This is a genomic window from Paenalcaligenes sp. Me52, assembly GCF_050487965.1.
Taxonomy (GTDB): Bacteria; Pseudomonadota; Gammaproteobacteria; order Burkholderiales; family Burkholderiaceae_B; genus Paenalcaligenes.
Map to the genome: position 1 here is coordinate 1,838,874 of NZ_JBKQFO010000001.1, position 19,884 is coordinate 1,858,757.

Below are 19,884 nucleotides of genomic sequence, written 5' to 3' on the forward strand. Positions count from 1 at the left end.
ATGAGCAGTACACCAGCCAGGATCATTTCGGGCACAGCCTTAGCACAAAGCGTTCGCGAGCAAGTTGCCGAGAACGTCAAGCAGCTACAAGCCAAAGGCATTCATCCTGGCCTGACCGTAGTATTGATTGGTGAAGATCCTGCCTCTCAAGTCTACGTACGCAACAAAGCTCTGGCTTGCGAAAAAGCCGGTATCAACTCTGATGTCATCCGCTTACCTGCCAGCACCACTCAAGACGAGCTGCTGGCATTGATTGAGAAACTCAATCAAGACGATGGCGTAGACGGTATTTTGGTGCAATTGCCCCTGCCTGCTCATTTAGATGAGCATCTGGTGATTGAAAGTATCTCGCCCGCTAAAGACGTAGACGGTTTTCACATCAGCAACGCCGGTTTGCTTATGACTGGCCAACCACTGTTTCGCCCTTGCACCCCTTACGGTGTCATGAAAATGCTGGAATCCGAACAGGTTTCCTTGCGTGGTGCTGAAGCGGTAATCGTGGGTGCTAGCAACATTGTTGGCAAACCCATGGCAATGATGCTGCTGGCAGCTGGCGCGACCGTAACCCTCTGTAATTCCAAGACTCGTGACTTGGCTGCACATACTCGCCGAGCCGACGTACTTGTAGTTGCGGTAGGTAGACCCAATATGATTAAGGGTGACATGATCAAACCTGGCGCCGTAGTCATCGACGTGGGCATCAATCGCCTAGACGACGGAAAACTGGCCGGCGACGTAGAGTTCGCTAGTGCTAGCCAAGTTGCTTCTGCTATCACCCCTGTACCAGGTGGTGTGGGCCCAATGACCATTGCGATGTTGCTGGTCAATACGTTGGAAGCTGCTGAGCGCCGCGCAAACAAAGAGAGTTAAATGACGAATCCCCTGCTTGGGCCAGTCAACCAACTGGTTGACTACTCGGCCATTCTGCCCGAACACGTTACACCCGCTATTGATCAACTGCTGGAAAGCGCCAAAAGCGCTGTGCAAGCTGTAGAGCACGTGAGCGACAGCTCTTGGGATAACGTGGTTACCCCCTTGGAAGACGCCGTAGAACCGCTGTGGCGCGCATGGACTATCGTAGGACACCTGAATTCTGTCGTGAACACGCCAGAACTGCGTGAGGCCTACAATCAGTGCCTACCCAAAGTGACGGAGTTCTCCACGTGGTTGGGGCTGAACGAGCAGTTGTTCACGCAATACAAGAACTTGGCCGCCAGTGCTGAGTTCGCTACCCTTAGCCCTGCACGCCAACGCGTCATCGAACTCGCGCTGCGTAATTTCCGCCTGAGTGGTGTAGAGCTGCAAGGCGAAAAACGTGAACGTTACGCCGAAATTTCTGAGCAGCAAGCTGCCGCATCACAGCGTTTTTCTGAACATGTGATGGATAGTATTGATCACTGGAGCTTGCTAGTAGAAAACGAAAGCGAGTTAGAAGGTATCCCTGCAGATGTACTGACAGCAGCTAAGGATGCCGCGACTCAAGCAGGTAAAACAGGCTGGTTGCTGACGCTGAAAATGCCATGCTACCTACCTGTAATGCAATACGCTAAAAATGCAGACCTGCGTGCAAAAATGTACAAAGGCTATGCCACCATTGCTTCCGAGCAAAGCAGCAAGCCTGAATGGGATAACTCGGAAACCATCGAACAATTGCTGAGCTTGCGTGCCGAAGAAGCACGTTTGCTAGGCTATGACAGTTTCGCGCACATGCGCCTAGAAACACGCATGGCCGACACCCCAGAGCAAGTGTTGGAATTCCTGCGTACTCTGGCACAAAAATCCATCAGCTTTGCCCGCACTGACTTAGAGCAACTGAAAGAATTTGCTCGTGTCAGCTTACACATGGACGAACTGAAGCCGTGGGATATGGCATTTGTAGCCGAACGCCTGCGCGAAAACCGCTACGCTTACTCCGAAGATGAAGTGCGTCAGTACTTCACCGAGCCACAAGTCATGAAAGGCTTGTTTGACGTTGTGCATACCCTGTACGGCGTACAGTTTGTACCTACGCAAGAACCCGGTTGGCACCCTGATGTGCAGGCCTATGCTGTACAAGACAAAGAGGCCAATACTCTTGGCTACTTATACGTAGACTTGTATGCGCGTGCTGGCAAACAAGGCGGTGCATGGGTAAACGGCGAACGTGACCGCAAACTGTTGGGTGCTTCTACCCAAGTACCCGTTGTCTACTTGGTGTGCAACTTCGCACAACCGCAAGAAGGTAGACCATCTTTGTTGACACACGATGAAGTGATCACCCTCTTCCACGAAAGTGGCCATGCGTTGCACGCCTTGCTGTCCCGTGTAGATGAGCCTGCTGTGTCTGCTTTTTCTGCCGTAGAGTGGGATGCCATTGAGCTGCCTTCGCAGTTCATGGAAAACTTCTGCTGGGAATGGCCGGTAGTACAGAAACTGTCTCACCACGTAGAAACTGGCGAACCTCTGCCACGCGCACTGTACGACAAACTGCTTGCCGCTAAGAACTTCCAAAGCGGTATGCAAATGGTGCGTCAGATCGAATTCTCGCTGTTTGACATGCTGATTCACCAGCAAGATCAAGGCCTATCCATTAAAGATGTATTGGGTACATTGGATCAGGTACGCAAAGAAGTAGCGGTAATCTTCCCACCAGAATGGCACCGTTTCCCACATGCGTTCTCACACTTATTCGCTGGTGGTTATGGCGCAGGCTACTATAGCTACAAATGGGCTGAGGTATTGTCTTCTGATGCATACAGCGCGTTTGAAGAAACTGCACTGCAAGAGGGTGATAGCCGCAATACGCTGAACCCGGAAACCGGACGCAAGTTCTTGGATGAAATCTTGGCTGTAGGCGGCGAACGCCCAGCTGCTGATTCATTCAAAGCTTTCCGTGGCCGCGATCCGTCTATTGACGCCTTGCTGCGCCACAGTGGTATGTTGGCACAATCCTAATCCCTTTATCCCCCACCTTTTGGTGGGGGTGTTTGTATAGGCTTATGACAAAGTTCACTCTTCGTTCTCTGGGCAAACGCGTAGCAGCAAGCCTAGTATTAGGCAGCAGCGTACTTTTTGCTGGCCCCTTACTGGCTGCCGAATCACAAATTCACCCCGTGACGGGCTTTCTGCCCGATCTGAAATTTGATCTGCAATCCGTAGATAATCAACACGTGACGCAAGATGACCTTAAAGGCAAAGTCGTGCTCATGTTTTTCGGTTATGCGAATTGCCCTGACATCTGTCCTACCACCATGGCACAGCTTTCTGCCGTGGTAGACAACTTGGGCGATGATGGCGAGAAAGTACAGGTGGTATTTGTGAGCGTAGACCCTCACCGCGATACACCGGAAATTCTCAAAGCTTACGTAGATGCTTTCGACACCAATGCCATAGGGTTGACCGGCAACGAGAAAACCATTGCTGATCTCGCTAGACGTTATCGCGTAGCTTTCCAAATAGAAAAACCCACAGAAGCCGACTCTGACTACTACGAAGTAGCCCATAGCCGTGGGGTTTATATTTTTGATAAACGTGGCAAAGCACGTGTGCTGGCGTCCGACTCCGAATCTGTAGAAGACTTGACCGAAGCCGTACGCAAGCTGCTGTAACTATTAGGCGGAATGCGTATTGCGCAATGCAGTACGCAAGCCCTCTTCTACCACCGGATGGTAGAACGGCATTCCCAGCATTTCTTTGATGGTGAGTTGCTGTTGCGCAGACCATGCCAACAAGTGAGCCAAATGCTCGGCAGAAGGCCCCACCATTTCAGCACCTAGAAACACATCGCTGTTTTTATCCGCGTACACCCGTAGCATACCTTTGTTTTCTAACATCACACGTGAGCGCCCTTGGTTTGTAAAGCTAACCTCGCCTATACGCACATCAGCGGGTAACTGCGAAAACGCCAGCCCTACCGACATTACTTGTGGGTTGCTAAACACCACCTTCATAGGACAACGTCTAGCGGGCGCTTGAGGCGCTATAGGCCAGTTCACAGCATTATCGGCAGCAATACGCCCATCATCAGCCGCCTCGTGCAAAATGGGGTGTAAACCATTCACATCACCAGCTAAGAAGATAGGCTTATTTTCTACCTGTAGGGTTTGCTCATTAAAGCTAAGCTTGCCTTTGGCATCTTCTGTCACACCTGCCGCGGCCAGATTCAGCTTTTCAACATTTGGCTGCCTGCCTGCTGCATTGAGCACGCACTCTACCGTCAGTAAACTCTCTACACCCTGCTCGTCTTGCAAGGTCAATTGCACATCGTTGCCTTGACGCTCTGCATGCTGGATTTGCGTATTGAAGCGTATGTCCATTTCCTCGGCAAATACACTACGTGCATTCTCGGCCACTTTAGGGTCTTGAATGCCTGCGATACGTTGGCTACGGTTGATGATCGTCACCTTCACACCCAGACGGTGCAAGGCTTGACCTATCTCCATACCAATCACGCCCGTGCCTAAAATAGCAATGCTTTTGGGTAAATCATTCCAGTAGAAAATCTCGTCCGTGGTTAAAAGCTTATCGCCTAAGCTTTTCAGAGCTGCCGGTGTGCGTGGGCTGGTACCTGTAGCAATCACAAAGGCTTTAGCCTTCACCTGCGAGTGATCCCCCACTTCTAGCGTATTAGTATCTATAAAGCGAGCCGTACCCCATAACTTGGTATCAGCATCAAAACCTTCCACATCGCTTACCACAAACGACACAAATCTATCTCGCTCGCGTTTTACCCTATCCATGACCGCCACACCATCTACTTCGACGGTAGTGGTATCTACGTTAATACCAAATTTTGGAGCTTCATCAATAGCATGGCGATGATCAGCAGCAGAAATAAGCAATTTAGAAGGCATGCAGCCCACTCGAGCGCAGGTAGTACCGTAATGCGAATCTTCTATAAGCACAGCGGTTTTACCCCGTCGTAGCACTTGACGGTATGCCGTCATGCCTGCGGTTCCTGCACCAATGATTGCCACATCAACGTTCAGTATATTCATGCTTTCCTCTGCTGTTATATCGCCATCCTAAGATACTGCTCACTACATCTGACTAGCCCTTTTATGCTGCAACAGGGGTATAACCTTCTTCTTTTACCACTGCTGCAACGGCGGCGCTATCAGCCTCTACGTCAACGCTCAAACGATGCGTTGCTGTATCTGCCACGACTACCGCAGCTGGCCACTCTTTCTGGATCGCTGTAGTAATAGTTTTCACGCAATGACCACATGTCATGTCGGCTACTGTGAACTCATGCTTCATAACTGACTCCAAGATATATAAAAAAGCTGTTCTACACTACTGTAGAGTACTGTAAAAATAGTGACATCACAGCCTGAACCAGTGCTTTGATGGCATTTCGCAGCACAACGGCTTTGTGGTTTGACCTTAACATTATGGTAAGGTTCATACTCTATTCAGAACAGCTTTTTATCGCCCCACTACCCTCTGCGCTGCCACAGACTCGCCATCCTACATTAAGCGATCAACGAGCTTACACAGCAGGCGCATAACTCTATAGCGGCATACCTTACAAGGCTGCCAGTACAAGGAGTTCAACTATGAATCACGCAGTCACCATAGGCGTTGCTGCAGAACGCAGCCAACTCAGCAGCAAAATGATTCGCTACTATGAAAGCGAGGGCTTACTGCAGCCTAGTGCACGCTCAGAAGGCGGCTACAGACTGTACACAGAACGCGACCTCCATGGCTTACGCTTTATTCAACGAGCCAGAAGTTTAGGGTTTTCGCTGGCGCAGATAAAAGAACTACTCGCCCTCTGGCATAACCAAGACCGCAGCAGCGCTGAAGTCAAACAATTGGCGCAGCAACATATAGATGAACTAGAACGTAAAGCAGCAGAGCTGCAAGACATGGCTAACACGCTTAAACACTTAACCCAGTGCTGTCACGGCGATGAACGTCCTGAATGCCCTATTTTGGATAATTTAGGCTCTCAAGCTAGTTAATCGGCTCATCATCAACTACCCTGTTAAAGCCACAGCTAGCCAATACGTGCTTGGCACTCTAGCTCTACCCGACGCGCCGCACGCTCCAGACAGATACAGTACTGTGACACAAACCGTACGCATAAAAAAACAGCCCCTGAATCATCAGGGGCTGTTTTTCTTTCATGCTTTAGCAAGTCAGAAGTCCGTTGGCGTTATAGCCCTTTCCACTCACCTACGTAATCGCTGAAATTAGGACGCTCTTTCACAGGTACATTATCAGGCAAAGAACCCACTACAACGAAACCCATAAAGCTGTAGTCTAAGGAGTCAAAACCCAAGGCCTCAGGCACTTTGTGCGTGTACGTTCCTAAACCAGTGCTCCAGTACGCGCCTAAACCTAAAGCGTGAGCAGCATTCAGCATATTCATCACTGCTGCGCCCGTTGCAAGCAAACGCTCATGCTCTGGGATACGCTCGTTGCTGTGATCCAAATGGCAAGCCACTGCAATCAATAACGGCACATCTTTCAGCCATGCACGAATAGATGCCTCTTTTGTAGGCGCCACAGCCATGCCCTCTTCGGCCATTGCCTGCACTGACAAATCGCCTAGCTGTTCAACAGCCTCACCACGAATCAGTTTGAAGCGCCAAGGGCGCAACTTACCATGGTCAGGTGCCACCATTGCCGTTTGCAAAATCTGCTCTAGCTGTTCTTGGCTAGGGCCTGGGCCTTGCACCATTTTTACCGAATTACGGCTCAAAAGTGTTGAGATGACAGACACATCAGCTCCTTACAAAAACTCAATACACCGCAGCGCTTAAGGGCGTTGCTGGGCGGTTGTGATAATCAATGCTTTCATATCACGTACTGCTTTTTCCCAACCATCAAATACCGCTTGGGCAACAATGGCATGGCCAATATTAAGCTCTGCAATACCAGGAATAGCGGCAACTTCTTGTACATTACCGTAATGCAAACCGTGGCCCGCATTCACACGCAATCCCAATGCCACACCTTGCGCTGCCCCTTCACGGATACGTTGCAACTGTATAGCTTGCTCTTCAGGGCCCACTGCATCTGCAAACGCGCCGGTGTGCAATTCAATAACGGTTGCCCCTGATTTCTGAGCTGCTGCAATTTGTGCTGTGTCGGCATCAATAAACAAGGACACGCGAATACCAGCGTCTTGCAATTGTTTAACCGCTGCACTCACCTGCTCAAAATGCCCCACCACATCCAAACCACCTTCAGTAGTCAGTTCATGGCGTTTTTCAGGTACCAAACACACGTCATCCGGTTTAACCTTGCAGGCGATCTCTAGCATTTCTGTAGTGATCGCGCATTCCAGATTCATCCTGGTACGCAGCAATGGACGCATTGCAAATACATCGGCATCTTGGATATGACGTCTGTCTTCGCGCAGGTGCAAGGTAATCAAGTCTGCACCTGCATCTTCGGCGCGTTGCGCGGCGAGTAACGGATCAGGATATGTGGTCAAACGCTGCTGACGCAGCGTTGCCACATGATCAATATTTACACCCAACTCAATCATTGGCTTCTACAACCTCCTCGTCCAACTGCCAGCCACCGCCTAACGCTTTGTACAGCGAAATGCGGTTAATCAACGAAGCTAGGCTAATCTGAATACCAGCTTGTTGGGCACCATATAAATTCACTTCCGCACTCTGCACTTGCAAGAAGCTATCTACACCTGTTTTGTAGCGCAGGTTAGCCAACTCTAGCGTACGGTCTGCCGAAGCAATCATACGTTTAGTCGCATCTAACTGTGAACTGTAGGTTGCCTCACCCGCCAATGCATCAGCCACTTCACGGAACGCGTTTTGAATACTTTGCTCGTACTCAGCTACCGAGATAATTTTTCTAGCTTCAGCTACGTCCAAGGCAGCTTGAATGCTACCACCCGCAAAAATCGGCAAGGAAATTTGTGGTGAGTACTGCCAGAAACGGTGCGATGAACCCACTAGATTATCCAAAGATGGGCTAGCAAAACCTAGCAAACCTGTGATGGAAATAGAGGGGAAGAATGCGGCACGAGCTGCACCAATGTTAGCGTTAGACGCACGTAATACGTGTTCAGCCGCGATAATATCAGGGCGTCGTTGCAGTAAGTCTGAAGGCAAACCCACTGGGATATTGCTGACCAACTGCTCGTGACCAAATGCCTTTTCTTTAGGCAGATCCTCTGGCAACTGTGTACCTACCAACAGCGTCAAGGCATTCAATGCCTGCATTTCGTTACGCTTAGCTTCTTCTAGGTCGGCACGTACTGTTTCCAACTGCAAAGTAGCTTGGTTTAAGTCCAGCTCAGATGTGCTACCGGCGTCAAACGACACTTTGGTCAGACGCAGGCTTTCTAAACGGCTCTTTTCAGTGCTGCGCATCACGCTCTGCAGCTCTTGTGCGGCGCGCAAGCGGAAATACGCTTCAGCCACTTGAGCTACAACGTTAATACGTACCGCACGTTGCGCTTCTTCTGTTGCCAAGTATTGCTCAAAAGCGGCTTCGCTTAAGTTGCGCAACTTGCCAAAGAAGTCCAGATCAAAGGAGGTCACAGCCGCCCCTGTCTGGAAAGTTTTGCTGACTGAAGATGAGCCAGGCAAACGCATATTTTCTGGATTGCGTGTTACCTGACCATTTGCCGCAGCACCTATAGAGGGGAACTGCTCCCCTCTGGCGATGCCGTACTGCGCGCGCGCTTCATCAACACGCGCTACTGCAATACGCATATCGCGGTTATTTTCCAGCGATAGAGCGATCAACGCTTGCAAACGTGGGTCGTTGAAAAACTCTTTCCAACCCAACGTTTCTAAACTAGCGTCGGAACTTGCCTCTGCGGCACCCTGCACATAGGCAGGGTAATCAACAGAAACAGGCATTTCAGGTTGCTCATATTTAGGAGCGAAGGAGCACCCTGCCAGCAGCAATGCTGCGCTAAGTGTACTGAGCTTAGCTTTTATCATTTTTGCTCCCCGGTACTAGGCTGAGCGTGTGCGGCTTTTTCTGCCGCTGCGGCTGCAGCTGCTGCACCAAATAACTTGGGCTGCGTTTTAAACAATTTCAGAATCACAACAAAGAAGGTAGGCACAAACAGCACGGCCAATGGGGTAGCGGCCAACATACCGCCCAGCACACCAATACCTACCGCGTTCTGGCTGGCTGCACCTGCACCACTAGCAATAGCCAGAGGTACTACACCCAGAATAAAGGCGAACGAGGTCATCAGAATTGGACGGAAACGTAGGCGCGCTGCTTCCACCGTGGCTTCGATCAGATCGTCGCCTCGGGCGACCGCATCTTTAGCAAACTCCACAATCAGAATCGCGTTCTTCGCCGCCAAACCAATAATGGTCACAATACCCACCTGGAAGTACACGTCATTTGCCATGCCCATAGCGCTCGTTAACAGTACTGAGCCCAGCACCCCTAACGGCACAGACAACATTACAGACAGCGGGATAGCCCAGCTTTCATACAATGCCGCCAACACCATGAACACCACCAGTACCGACAAGCCCATCAAGATCATGCTTTGACCTGAAGCTTGAATTTCCTGGTAGGACAAACCTGTCCACTCGTAACCGAAACCACTTGGCAACTCAGAAATCAAACGCTCGATTTCAGCCATCGCGTCACCACTGGTGTAACCCTCTTGAGCGGCACCACTGATACGTGTTGCAGGGTAACTGTTATAGCGAACAATCTGTACTGGGCCTTTAATAGGCTCAGCAGTTACTACAGTACGCAGCGGTACCATTTCACCTTTGTTGTTTTTCGCTTGTAGGCTCATCACGTTTTCGATATTCATACGGAAACGTTCATCAGCCTGTACCCAGACGTTTTGCACCCAACCTTCGCTGGTGTATTTACCCAAGTACGAAGAACCCAGTGCAGTACTTAGCAAGTTAGCAACTTCCTCGAAGTCCACACCTTGAATTGCTGCTTTCTCGCGGTCAATAGTCACTTGCCACTGTTGGCCAGGTGACAAACCTGTCAAGCGCACATCTTTCAAGACTGGGCTTTTACCTGCTTTGTCCAACAACTCTTGGGTCGCATTTAACAGTGCGCTCGTGCCCAGTTCTGCACGATCTTCCAATCGCACATCAAAACCGGAGGAGTTACCCAACGACATAATGGCTGGAGGAACAATAGAGAACACGATAGAGTCAGGCAAGCCCATCAACAATGCACCGGTTGCACGACCTGCTACCGCTTGTGCTGAGTTTTCTGGCCCTTTACGCTCTTTAAAGTCTTTCAGCGTTACGAATGCCAATGCAGCATTCAGACCGTTACCGTTGAAACTGAAACCACGCACAGTCACCAGGTTTTCTACCTGTGGCTGTTTAAAGAAGTAGTCCTCCACTTCTTTAATGGTATCCATCGTACGGTTCGCAGTAGAACCTGCTGGCAACTCGATGTTCGCAAATGCAAAACCTTGGTCTTCTTCTGGCAAGAAAGCAGTAGGCATACGCATGTACATAAACACTACAGCCACTACCAATGCCAGATACACCAGCATCATGCGACCTGTACGTTTCAAGCTGCCTTTAATAAAGCCTTCGTAACCGTTCGTCAGCTTGTTAAAGCCACGGTTAAACATACCGAAGAAACCACGACGGTTATCGCCATGCTCACCCTTAGGCACAGGTTTCAAAATGGTTGCACAAAGCGCAGGCGTAAAGCTCAATGCCAAGAACGCAGAGAAGGCAATGGACACCGCCATCGCGACGGAGAACTGTCTGTAGATCACCCCTACCGAACCGGACATAAAGGCCAGCGGCAAGAACACCACGGTCAGAACCAGTGTGATACCTACAATCGCGCCAGTAATCTGCGGCATGGCTTTTTCGGTCGCCTCTTTAGGAGACAAGCCATCTTCCGCCATGATACGTTCGACGTTTTCAACCACCACGATCGCATCATCCACCAGAATACCAATCACCAGCACCATCGCGAACATGGTTAGTACGTTCACGGAGAAGCCCATGGCATTCATCACACCCAGTGAGCCCAGAATAGCAACAGGCACCACCAAAGCAGGAATGACGGTATAGCGAATGTTCTGCAAGAATACGTACATCACCACAAACACCAGCAACATCGCTTCTAGCAGTGTTTCGACCACCTGCTGAATAGAGGTTTGAATGTAGGGGGAGGTATCGTAAGGGATGGCATAACTAACTTGATCAGGGAAGAACTGAGACAGTTCTTTCATCTGAGATTTAATGCCTTCAGCTGTTTCCAGCGCGTTAGCATCTGGTGTCAACGACACCGCAAACGCTGCCGTAGATTTACCATTCAGCCTAGCACCAAACTGGTAGTTATCAGAGCCTACTTCTACACGAGCAATGTCAGACATTTTCACGCTAGAACCGTCTAGGTTAGCGCGCAGAATGATGTTCTCAAACTCTTCTGGCTTGCTTAGCTGACCATTAACGATGATAGGCGATGCTACACGCTGACTATCTGGGTTTGGTGGAGCACCCAAAATACCACCTGAAATCAGGTTGTTTTGCGCAGCAACAGCAGCATTCACTTCAGCCATGCTCAAGTTATAGCTAACCAGCTTTTCGGGGTCTACCCAAATACGCATGGCTTTACCAGACGCAAACAGCTGGAACTTACCTACACCTGGTACACGTGAAATAGTGTTTTGCACGTTACGTTTGATGTAGTCAGCCAGTTCTGTTTGGTCCAAGCTACCGTCTTCCGACGACAGCGTAACCACCAGCAAGAAGCTGTCATTACCCTGCTCTACTTTCAAACCTTGCTGAACCACCGCCGTAGGCAAGGCTGCCTGTACGTTGGAGATACGGTTCTGCACGTCCACCTGAGCCATGTCAGGGTCGGTACCAGGTTTGAAGGTCGCTGTAATTTGGGTTTGACCAAAGGAGTCACTAACAGACTCGTAGTACAACAGACCTTTGGCACCGTTCAGCTCGTTTTCAATAACGTTAGCAACGTTACTGGCCACGTCTTCTGCAGTTGCACCTGGGTAAGTAGCACTAATAGTGACAGAAGGTGGCGCGACATCCGGGTACTGTGCAACCGGCATTAGCGGTAGCGACAGTAGCCCGAGCAGCGTTATCCCTAACGCTACCACCCATGCAAAAATGGGGCGTTCAATAAAAAACTGTGGCATAAACTTTACTCGCTTGCTTTAGCGTCATCCTGAGCTGGAGCTTGCTCTGCACCGCTATCTTCTGCGGGTGCAGCTTCAGCAGACTCTTCTGCGTTTTCAGTACTGGTAGGGCCTGAGTTCCAAGGCATTGGCTCTACAGGTACCCCTGGGCCAATTTTCTGGAAACCAGCAACGATAAGCTCGTCACCTTCAGCCAAACCAGTGTTCACCAGAATTTTGTCGCCGTATGTAGTTCCTACTTTCACAGGAACTGCAGCAACAACACCTTCTTTCACTACGAACACAGAGGTCGCACCAGCGTTAGAGTATTGAACCGCTTGTGTAGGCACCAGAATCGCTTTTTCATCTACCCCGTTTTGCAAACGCACACGCACAAACATGCCTGGCAGCAAAATATTATCTGGGTTAGCGAACTCAGCACGCAGATTAATTTGGCCTGTAGATGGATCTACCGACACACCAGAGAACAAGAGTTCGCCTGTTTGGTCGTATTGCGTATTGTCATCAAACAAGGCTGTCACTTTGGCGCCTTCAGCGTCTTGCGTCAGTTCTCCGGCGGCCATGGCATTACGCAAGGACATCAATTCACTAGCAGGACGTCGAATATCTACATACACGCGATCCAACTGTTGAACCACAGCCAATTGCGTACCTTCATTCGCATTCACCAAAGCACCTTCAGTCACAATGGCTTTACCAATGCGTCCGTTAATCGGTGATGTCACCTTGGTGTAACCTAGGTTAATTTCAGCTGTTTTCAGGTTCGCTTGCGCAGCAGCAATAGCCGCTTGTGCCTGAGCGTTACGCGCCATCGCGTTATCGTACTCTTGGCGGCTGACCGCGTTTTCTTTAATCAGGATCTGGTAGCGTTGTGCCAATGAGGCGGCTGCTTTTGCATCAGCTTGTGCGTTTTGCAATTGTGCAGCAGCTTGGTCACGTAATGCTTGATAGGTGTCCGGGTCAATACTGAATAGGTGTTGGCCTTCAGTAACGTCAGTACCTTGCTTGAAGTTAATTTCCTCAAGAATACCTGTTACTCGAGCACGGATCTGTGCTTCTTTGATGGCTTCCACACGGCCTGGCAAGTCCTGATACAGCGTCGTTGGTGTTGTATTCACCGTAACGACGCTGACTGGAACCTTCATGCCGCCTCCGGCTTGCTGTTGTGGTTCTTTATCACCGCATGCTGCAAGCAGAACCACACTAGTTAAGAATAATACTCGTAGCGGACGCCACGCCTTAGGGCGGGATTTCAGCATGAAAAACTCCTGAATCTCAATAGACTATAGACACACCGCGCCAGTAGACGTGGATAGTGAGACGTAAAGTATATATGGATTATTTGTTTTTCACAAAAACGACCACACAGTCGTATAGGGTCTTTTGCAACAAAAACTTAACCCATCACCCTAGAAGCAAAGCGTCGTCGGTGATTTTTTCTCCACGTACTTTTTCAAACATATGGAGTAGATCGGTTACCTCCATACCTTTACGCTCTTCACCACTCACATCTAACACTACTTGCCCTTGGTGCAGCATCACAGTTCGGTCACCCACATCTAAGGCCTGACGCATACTATGCGTGACCATCATGGTAGTGAGTTTGCCCTCTTCCACGATGCGTGCAGTAAGCTCCAACACGAAATCGGCTGTGCGTGGGTCTAAAGCAGCCGTATGCTCATCCAGCAGCAAAATACGCGAAGGGCGTAATGCTGCCATCAGCAAACTAACAGCCTGTCGTTGACCACCCGATAACAACCCAATACGATCCGTCAGACGGTTCTCTAAACCCAACCCTAGAGTTTCTAGTTTGGTTTTAAATTCGTCACGCATACTGAGCTGTACGGCACGCGACAAACTACGGCTAAGACCTCGTCTAGAGGCCAATGCCATGTTTTCTTCAATCGTTAAGTCTTCACACGTACCCGCCATAGGATCTTGGAATACACGGGCCACCATGTCGGCACGCTTCCATACAGGCAGTCGGGTCACATCCTTACCATCGATGAGAATCTGACCATCATCTACGCTTTGGTCGCCGGACACCGCATTCAAAAATGTGGATTTACCAGCACCATTAGACCCAATCACTGTCACAAACTGACCGCTAGGAATAGTCAGTGACGCCCCGCGCAACGCACGAGTTTCAATCGGAGTACCAGGGTTAAAAGTTAATTGCAGGTTTTTTGCTTCAAGCATGACTCTTCCCTTTAGTACTACGACTTACGAATAGCTTTTTTACGTTTCTTCAACAGCGGGATCACCAGTGCGATGGTTACTAGAACCGCCGTCACCAAGTTGAGATCCTGCGCTTGCAGGCCAATGAAATCTGCATTCAACGCCAGCGCAATAAAGAAGCGATACAGGATCGCACCTAAAATCACTGCCAGCGTTGCCCACACCAAACGGCGTGATGGCAAAATACTTTCACCCACAATTACGGCGGCCAAACCAATCACGATAGTCCCAATACCCATAGAGATATCAGCACCACCCTGTGACTGTGCGAACAACGCGCCAGCCAAGGCTACTAATGCATTGGAAATAGCCATACCCAGCAAGATCATGCCGCCAGTCGCAACGCCCTGCGCTCTGGCCATACGTGGATTAGAACCAGTAGCACGCATACCCAAACCTTTTTGGGTAGAGAAAAACCAATCCAACAGCAACTTGGCGATGATCACAATCAACACCAGCAGCAATGGACGGAAAATATAGTCGTCTGACCAGCCAGAAGGCTGCAAAATCGTAAAGACAGTATCGTCGTTAATTAACGGAACGTTAGGTCTACCCATCACGCGCAAGTTAATGGAGTACAACGCTGTCATCATCAAAATACTGGCCAGCAGATCCATGATCTTCAGTCGTACGTTCAACCAGCCAGTAATCATCCCCGCGAACGCCCCTGCGCACATGGCAACAAACGTAGAGATAAATGGATCTACCCCTTGGCTAATCAGCACTGCTGCACAGGCGCCCCCAAGAGGAAAACTGCCATCAACCGTTAAATCAGGGAAACGAAGAATACGAAACGAGATCAGCACTCCCAGTGCAACCAGACCAAAAATTAGGCCGATTTCTAGAGCGCCCCACAGAGAATATAAGGACATGCGTAGTCAGACAAGAATAAGCGGTGCCTGTTTAGGGCACCGCTAGCGTGATTAAAAATTACTCAACGATGGTAGTGGCTGACTTGATGAATGCATCATCTAACGTCAGCCCTTGTTTGGCGGCTGCACCTGGGTTAACAAACAACTCCAGGTTTTCACTGGTAGAGGAAGCAATATCGCCCGGCTTCTCACCTTTAAGAATGCGCACCACTTTCTCACCGGTTTGTTTACCCAGATTGAAATAGTTCACACCCAATGCCGCAATAGCGCCACGTTCAACACTGCCCGTATCAGAAGCAATCAATGGAATTTTGGCGTCGTTAGCCACTTTCACCAGAGCTTCGTATGCCGACACAACGTTGTTGTCGGTATTGGTGTAGAACACATCCACTTTGCCAATCAAGCTGCTACCTGCAGCACGTACGTCTACGGTACGAGCCGCTGTCGCTTCTACCAAGCTCATGCCTTGCTCGGACAGCAGTTCGCGCATGCGTTCTACTACTACCACAGAGTTAGCTTCGCCTGGGTTGTACACCATACCTACGTTTTTAGCGTCAGGAACAATACGCTTGATCAGATCAACTTGCTTTTCTAATGCCAATGCATCAGACATACCTGTCACGTTCGTACCGCTAGCATCAAACGAAGGAACCAGTTGTGCAGCCACAGGATCAGTCACGGCTGAGTACACAATAGGAATAGATTTAGTTGCGGCTACTGCTGCTTGAGCAGAAGGCGTAGAGATAGCAACAATCACATCCGAATTATCACCTACGAATTTTTTGGCAATTTGCGAGGCGATTGCAGTATTACCTTGAGCGGTTTGAAACTGCCATTTCAGACCGTTTGCTTCGGTATAACCGGCCTCTTCCAGAGCCTGTTTCACGCCATCACGGATAGAATCCAGCGCTGGGTGTTCGACAATGGAGGAGACAGAAACCGTTTGCGCACCTGCCACACTCGCACCCATCATGCTGATACCAGCCAGAACGCTGGCCAGAAGTGCCGTTGTATTTCTTAACTTCATGCGAAGCTCCTGGAAAAAAGAATCAATAAACCAGACAACGAGTAGTCTGAACTACAGGCCTGAAAAAAACTCTAGTGAATTTCCCTGCTAGATTTCACTAATTGTAAACGCAGTATCAACAGACCGTGTAGCCAAAAGCGCTTTAGCCCAACGACGCGCTTCCAATTTATAACGGCTTTGCACTGACTCTGCCCTATTTAATAGCTGTTGTGTGGTGGTTTCTAAACCGCGCCCTTTAAACGCCACAACAATGGTATTGCCCTCATCAATTTCAGGTAACACCAAGACCTGCCCATTAAATACCTGACGAATGTTACGTAGGTTTAACTCAAAACTCGGGTGAGAGCCAAACAAATTCACAACCATAATGCCGTCTTGATCTAGGCATTGCTTACAGCCTTCGTAAAACTCCACTGACGAACATACCGGCCCTTGAGCGGCAGCATCGTATATATCCACCATCAACACAGCATGCTGGTTATGGTTTTCGGTATTCTCTACCCAGTCAGCAGCATCCTCATGCACTATTTCAGAGCGCACGTGATCTGGCAGTCTAAAGAAGGCACGGCACATCGCTGTTACTTGGGGATTAATCTCTACCGTGACGCAATAAGAAGGGGTTTGCCTCAGGCAATAACGCAATAACGAACCTGCCCCCAATCCCAACATGGCAATACGATCAGACTCGTGCGGTTCATGAAATAAGAGCCATGTCATCATTTGCTGCGTATACGCCAATACCAAATCATGTGGTTTTGACATACGCATCGCACCTTGAATCCACTCTGTTCCAAAGTGCAAATAACGGATGCCGTCACTTTCCGACATCGTCACATCATCTTCGTCGTACAGACTATCGTCTTCCCATTCTTGATCCATGGCCCTCTATTTCCCAGCTTGATCTATCACGTCGTTAGACGCCCGCCCTGCATCATAAGCGCTTTTGCCAAACCCTGCCCGGTTTGACCGCCGTCCTACTATAGTGCGTCCTATACACACTGCAGCATTCACTTAACCAGCATCACACATTAAATTGCTAAAATCGCGAGCCAACAATTTTTCTTGCTCAATAAACACCATCAACTTAGCCCCATCTTGCCAACACCAGTTGAACTGCTCGTACGAGTCCACCGTCAGCAAAGAGACCCACTCCGGCCCTGGTGTTGGGTTGTAGCCAAGGCTGTAATACGAGGGATAGCCCAACAAATAATCCGTAGCCAGCATATCCACCGTGGCCGATGGCCCTGGACACTCGCCCTCTACGTCCAATAGATCCTCAAGAATCTCCGAATCAAACGGGCACCCTTTCAGCATGTCCTGATGACGGGGGATATCCAACTCACCTACCAATGTGAGGCGTTTCCCTTGCACATCCCTACCGTGAGGTGCTGCCATGGGTCTCAAGGTATCGACGTCCTCAAAGTACCAAGCTTTCAGATAGCCCTCGTCACCCCAAAACACTTCCTCGTCGCTTTCAGACTTAGGATCGTAATCTGCATTAAATAACGCTAATAGCCCGGTAGCGGGTAATGAGTCTGGTCTATTCTCAATTTCAGCAAAGTTGATCTGCCCCAGAAAATAATACAAACCCACATCGTGTTCTGGCCACTCAAAATCAGCAGGAACCATCGCAGGCCCACCAAACTTACTTTGCACGCCGGTAGCAGCGTCTTGGCTAATGGTGATTCTCACGTTAGGGCGCACCAAACTGCGCACAAAATCGGCATGTTCGCTGAGTATTGGGTGGCTGGCGATGAGTGTATCTATGTCTTGAGCGTTCATAGGGAATGAAGATTTCTAGCGCGAGTAATAAGCGGCGGGCCTGTCTTGTTAAGAGAGCCCCCTGCCGTCGTGAAGAGATGAATGTGCTATTTGAGCAAACTATGCCGACAAACTGAACTACTTTGCAAAAATAACGGCCTTTGCTTTGGCTTTATGAGCGCGTCTGCTTACGTGTACAAGCCGCACATAGCTTCGCCACCTTGAAGTTGTCAGGTGTTAACTTTGGCTACACCATTGCCCGGGGTACACTACCTATACAATGTTGTGTTTGGGTAGTCAGGTGGGTAGCCTAGAACACAAAAAACCAAACCCACCCCTTGTAAGCTGCATAAATAAAGGGAATGCTTTAACAATGAAAATTGCCACGTGGAATGTGAACTCTCTGCGCGTACGTTTGCCGCAAGTATTGGACTGGTTAGAGCAAAATCCTATTGATGTGCTGTGCCTGCAAGAACTCAAATTGGCGCAAGATAAATTCCCTATTGAGGAACTGCGTGAAGCAGGCTGGGATGCACAATGGGCTGGGCAGCCTACGTATAACGGCGTGGCACTCATTACCAAGCTGGAAGGCCAAGATATACAACGCAACCTGCCTACGTATGAAGACCCACAACAACGCGCTATTGCAGCCACCTTTGACACGGCCGCAGGCCCTGTACGTGTCATCAACCTGTACTGCCCTAATGGCCAAGCTATTGGCAGCGACAAATTCGCTTATAAGCTGGAATGGTTTCAAGCGTTGACTACATGGTTGAAAACCGAGCTAGAGCGCTACCCTAACTTAGTTGTGGTTGGTGATTACAACATTGCCCCTGCTGATGAAGACGTGCATGATCCCGCCCGCTGGGAAGGTGAAGTACATGTTTCCGAGCCAGAACGCGCCGCCTTCCAAACACTGCTAGGTTTGGGTTTACACGATTCGTTCCGGCTTTTCCCCCAAGAAGAGAAAAGCTTTAGCTGGTGGGACTACCGACGCATGGCCTACCGCCGTAATGCGGGGCTACGTATTGATCATATTTTGGTTTCTGATGCCTTAAAGCCTGCTACCGTTGCTTGCACTATAGATAGACAACCGCGCGGCAATGAGCAGCCTTCTGACCACACTCCCGTGATTGTGGAGCTGGATTTCGACAAACTGGCCTAAGTAGCCTGCAATATTTTGCCTCGTTACAGCGCTTTTTTGTTATGCTTTCAACCCGCTGATTAGCTATTAGATCATCATGAGCACACAACATCCCGGCAATATTTTCATTGTCGCCGCGCCTAGCGGTGCAGGCAAATCCAGCCTGATCAACGCTTTGCTGACACAAGAACCCGATATCCAACTTTCCATCTCTTGCACTACGCGCGCTCCGCGCCCAGGTGAGCAAGATGGTGAGCACTACCGATTTGTGTCTGTTGAGGATTTCCAGACATTGCGCGCAGACGATCAGTTGCTGGAATGGGCTGAAGTGCATGGCAATTTTTATGGCACACCAGTACAACCCATTCATGAAGCCCTAGAGGCAGGTCGCGATGTGTTGTTGGAAATTGATTGGCAAGGGGCACGTCAAGTGCGTCGCTTCTTCCCTGAAGCCATTGGCATCTTTATCCTTCCCCCTTCTATTGAAGCTTTGGAAAGTCGTCTAAACCAGCGTGGTCAAGACTCCGCTCAGGTAATTGCTCGCCGCCTGCTAGCTGCTGGCAGCGAAATGTCGCATATTTCCGAGTTTCAATATGTTATTATTAATCAAGAATTTAACTTTGCACTTGCAGAGCTTGCCGCTGTAGTAAAAGCCAGCCGCTTAAGCTTGCCAAAACAAGCGCATAGGCACGCCGAGTTGTTTAGCCAACTGGGCATTCGCACTGAATTCAATTCCTAAATTTTAGTCATACAG

The 19,884-nt window shown here is 49.6% G+C and carries 18 protein-coding genes; 6 read left to right on the forward strand and 12 right to left on the reverse strand.

What is annotated here, in order from left to right:
• From folD to ACLO87_RS08660, 3 genes are read left to right on the forward strand one after another with little or no spacing between them, the layout of a single operon-like run.
• Complete coding sequence (gene folD / locus ACLO87_RS08650) at positions 1–870, forward strand: bifunctional methylenetetrahydrofolate dehydrogenase/methenyltetrahydrofolate cyclohydrolase FolD (protein ID WP_135865024.1); 870 nt, start codon at positions 1–3, stop codon at positions 868–870.
• Complete coding sequence (locus ACLO87_RS08655; RefSeq protein ID WP_135865029.1) at positions 871–2,934, forward strand: M3 family metallopeptidase; 2,064 nt, start codon at positions 871–873, stop codon at positions 2,932–2,934.
• 44 nt (positions 2,935–2,978) lie between these two features.
• A complete protein-coding gene (locus tag ACLO87_RS08660; protein ID WP_430223406.1) occupies positions 2,979–3,587 on the forward strand; it encodes an SCO family protein in 609 nt (202 codons plus the stop codon).
• 3 nt (positions 3,588–3,590) lie between these two features.
• On the opposite strand, the gene ACLO87_RS08665 is transcribed toward ACLO87_RS08660, so the two are convergent.
• Both ACLO87_RS08665 and ACLO87_RS08670 read right to left on the reverse strand, forming a co-directional pair.
• Positions 3,591–4,976, reverse strand: a complete 1,386-nt coding sequence (locus ACLO87_RS08665; protein ID WP_430223407.1) for a dihydrolipoyl dehydrogenase — start codon at positions 4,974–4,976, stop codon at positions 3,591–3,593.
• A gap of 61 nt (positions 4,977–5,037) precedes the next feature.
• Positions 5,038–5,238, reverse strand: coding sequence for a heavy-metal-associated domain-containing protein (locus ACLO87_RS08670; RefSeq protein WP_135865034.1), 201 nt, complete (start codon positions 5,236–5,238; stop codon positions 5,038–5,040).
• Positions 5,239–5,537: 299 nt separating this feature from the next.
• Here ACLO87_RS08670 and cueR point away from each other — a divergent pair, with 299 nt between their 5' ends.
• Positions 5,538–5,945 (forward strand): Cu(I)-responsive transcriptional regulator, encoded by a 408-nt coding sequence (gene cueR, locus ACLO87_RS08675; protein ID WP_135865036.1) that lies wholly within the window; start codon positions 5,538–5,540, stop codon positions 5,943–5,945.
• A 194-nt stretch (positions 5,946–6,139) separates the two neighbouring features.
• Here the strand turns inward: cueR and ACLO87_RS08680 are convergent, their stop codons facing one another.
• From ACLO87_RS08680 to ACLO87_RS08725, 10 genes are all read right to left on the reverse strand, one after another.
• A complete protein-coding gene (locus ACLO87_RS08680) occupies positions 6,140–6,709 on the reverse strand; it encodes a nitroreductase family protein (RefSeq protein ID WP_430223408.1) in 570 nt (189 codons plus the stop codon).
• A gap of 36 nt (positions 6,710–6,745) precedes the next feature.
• A complete protein-coding gene (locus tag ACLO87_RS08685; protein ID WP_430223409.1) occupies positions 6,746–7,480 on the reverse strand; it encodes a pyridoxine 5'-phosphate synthase in 735 nt (244 codons plus the stop codon).
• On the reverse strand, positions 7,473–8,909 hold the full coding sequence (locus tag ACLO87_RS08690) for an efflux transporter outer membrane subunit (RefSeq protein WP_430223410.1): 1,437 nt from the start codon (positions 8,907–8,909) through the stop codon (positions 7,473–7,475). The genes ACLO87_RS08685 and ACLO87_RS08690 overlap by 8 nt, the downstream gene beginning before the upstream one ends.
• Complete coding sequence (locus ACLO87_RS08695) at positions 8,906–12,088, reverse strand: multidrug efflux RND transporter permease subunit (protein WP_135861486.1); 3,183 nt, start codon at positions 12,086–12,088, stop codon at positions 8,906–8,908. Before ACLO87_RS08695 ends, ACLO87_RS08690 begins: the two co-directional genes overlap by 4 nt.
• 5 nt (positions 12,089–12,093) lie before the next feature.
• Positions 12,094–13,347, reverse strand: coding sequence for an efflux RND transporter periplasmic adaptor subunit (locus ACLO87_RS08700; protein WP_135861487.1), 1,254 nt, complete (start codon positions 13,345–13,347; stop codon positions 12,094–12,096).
• Between the two features lie 145 nt (positions 13,348–13,492).
• Positions 13,493–14,287, reverse strand: a complete 795-nt coding sequence (locus tag ACLO87_RS08705; RefSeq protein WP_135861488.1) for an ABC transporter ATP-binding protein — start codon at positions 14,285–14,287, stop codon at positions 13,493–13,495.
• 17 nt (positions 14,288–14,304) lie between these two features.
• On the reverse strand, positions 14,305–15,198 hold the full coding sequence (locus ACLO87_RS08710) for an ABC transporter permease (RefSeq protein WP_135861489.1): 894 nt from the start codon (positions 15,196–15,198) through the stop codon (positions 14,305–14,307).
• Between the two features lie 58 nt (positions 15,199–15,256).
• Positions 15,257–16,171 (reverse strand): ABC transporter substrate-binding protein, encoded by a 915-nt coding sequence (locus ACLO87_RS08715; protein WP_430223742.1) that lies wholly within the window; start codon positions 16,169–16,171, stop codon positions 15,257–15,259.
• Between the two features lie 141 nt (positions 16,172–16,312).
• On the reverse strand, positions 16,313–17,104 hold the full coding sequence (locus ACLO87_RS08720; protein WP_430223411.1) for a fused MFS/spermidine synthase: 792 nt from the start codon (positions 17,102–17,104) through the stop codon (positions 16,313–16,315).
• Positions 17,105–17,236: 132 nt separating this feature from the next.
• On the reverse strand, positions 17,237–18,007 hold the full coding sequence (locus tag ACLO87_RS08725) for a YwqG family protein (protein WP_430223412.1): 771 nt from the start codon (positions 18,005–18,007) through the stop codon (positions 17,237–17,239).
• Positions 18,008–18,359: 352 nt separating this feature from the next.
• On the opposite strand from ACLO87_RS08725, the gene xth reads away from it, so the two are divergent.
• Positions 18,360–19,151, forward strand: a complete 792-nt coding sequence (gene xth, locus ACLO87_RS08730) for an exodeoxyribonuclease III (protein WP_430223413.1) — start codon at positions 18,360–18,362, stop codon at positions 19,149–19,151.
• 76 nt (positions 19,152–19,227) lie between these two features.
• Positions 19,228–19,869, forward strand: coding sequence for a guanylate kinase (gene gmk, locus ACLO87_RS08735; RefSeq protein WP_135861494.1), 642 nt, complete (start codon positions 19,228–19,230; stop codon positions 19,867–19,869).
• Positions 19,870–19,884 lie beyond the last annotated feature (15 nt).

Bases quoted from the DNA above. Each gene is read 5' to 3' on its own strand.
- ACLO87_RS08685 (WP_430223409.1), bottom strand. From the start codon at position 7,480: ATGATTGAGTTGGGTGTAAATATTGATCATGTGGCAACGCTGCGTCAG.
- xth (WP_430223413.1), top strand. From the start codon at position 18,360: ATGAAAATTGCCACGTGGAATGTGAACTCTCTGCGCGTACGTTTGCCG.
- ACLO87_RS08700 (WP_135861487.1), bottom strand. From the start codon at position 13,347: ATGCTGAAATCCCGCCCTAAGGCGTGGCGTCCGCTACGAGTATTATTC.
- ACLO87_RS08705 (WP_135861488.1), bottom strand. From the start codon at position 14,287: ATGCTTGAAGCAAAAAACCTGCAATTAACTTTTAACCCTGGTACTCCG.
- cueR (WP_135865036.1), top strand. From the start codon at position 5,538: ATGAATCACGCAGTCACCATAGGCGTTGCTGCAGAACGCAGCCAACTC.
- ACLO87_RS08660 (WP_430223406.1), top strand. From the start codon at position 2,979: ATGACAAAGTTCACTCTTCGTTCTCTGGGCAAACGCGTAGCAGCAAGC.
- ACLO87_RS08725 (WP_430223412.1), bottom strand. From the start codon at position 18,007: ATGAACGCTCAAGACATAGATACACTCATCGCCAGCCACCCAATACTC.
- ACLO87_RS08665 (WP_430223407.1), bottom strand. From the start codon at position 4,976: ATGAATATACTGAACGTTGATGTGGCAATCATTGGTGCAGGAACCGCA.
- ACLO87_RS08710 (WP_135861489.1), bottom strand. From the start codon at position 15,198: ATGTCCTTATATTCTCTGTGGGGCGCTCTAGAAATCGGCCTAATTTTT.
- ACLO87_RS08690 (WP_430223410.1), bottom strand. From the start codon at position 8,909: ATGATAAAAGCTAAGCTCAGTACACTTAGCGCAGCATTGCTGCTGGCA.
- ACLO87_RS08655 (WP_135865029.1), top strand. From the start codon at position 871: ATGACGAATCCCCTGCTTGGGCCAGTCAACCAACTGGTTGACTACTCG.
- ACLO87_RS08720 (WP_430223411.1), bottom strand. From the start codon at position 17,104: ATGGATCAAGAATGGGAAGACGATAGTCTGTACGACGAAGATGATGTG.
- ACLO87_RS08695 (WP_135861486.1), bottom strand. From the start codon at position 12,088: ATGCCACAGTTTTTTATTGAACGCCCCATTTTTGCATGGGTGGTAGCG.
- ACLO87_RS08670 (WP_135865034.1), bottom strand. From the start codon at position 5,238: ATGAAGCATGAGTTCACAGTAGCCGACATGACATGTGGTCATTGCGTG.
- folD (WP_135865024.1), top strand. From the start codon at position 1: ATGAGCAGTACACCAGCCAGGATCATTTCGGGCACAGCCTTAGCACAA.
- ACLO87_RS08715 (WP_430223742.1), bottom strand. From the start codon at position 16,171: ATGATGGGTGCGAGTGTGGCAGGTGCGCAAACGGTTTCTGTCTCCTCC.
- gmk (WP_135861494.1), top strand. From the start codon at position 19,228: ATGAGCACACAACATCCCGGCAATATTTTCATTGTCGCCGCGCCTAGC.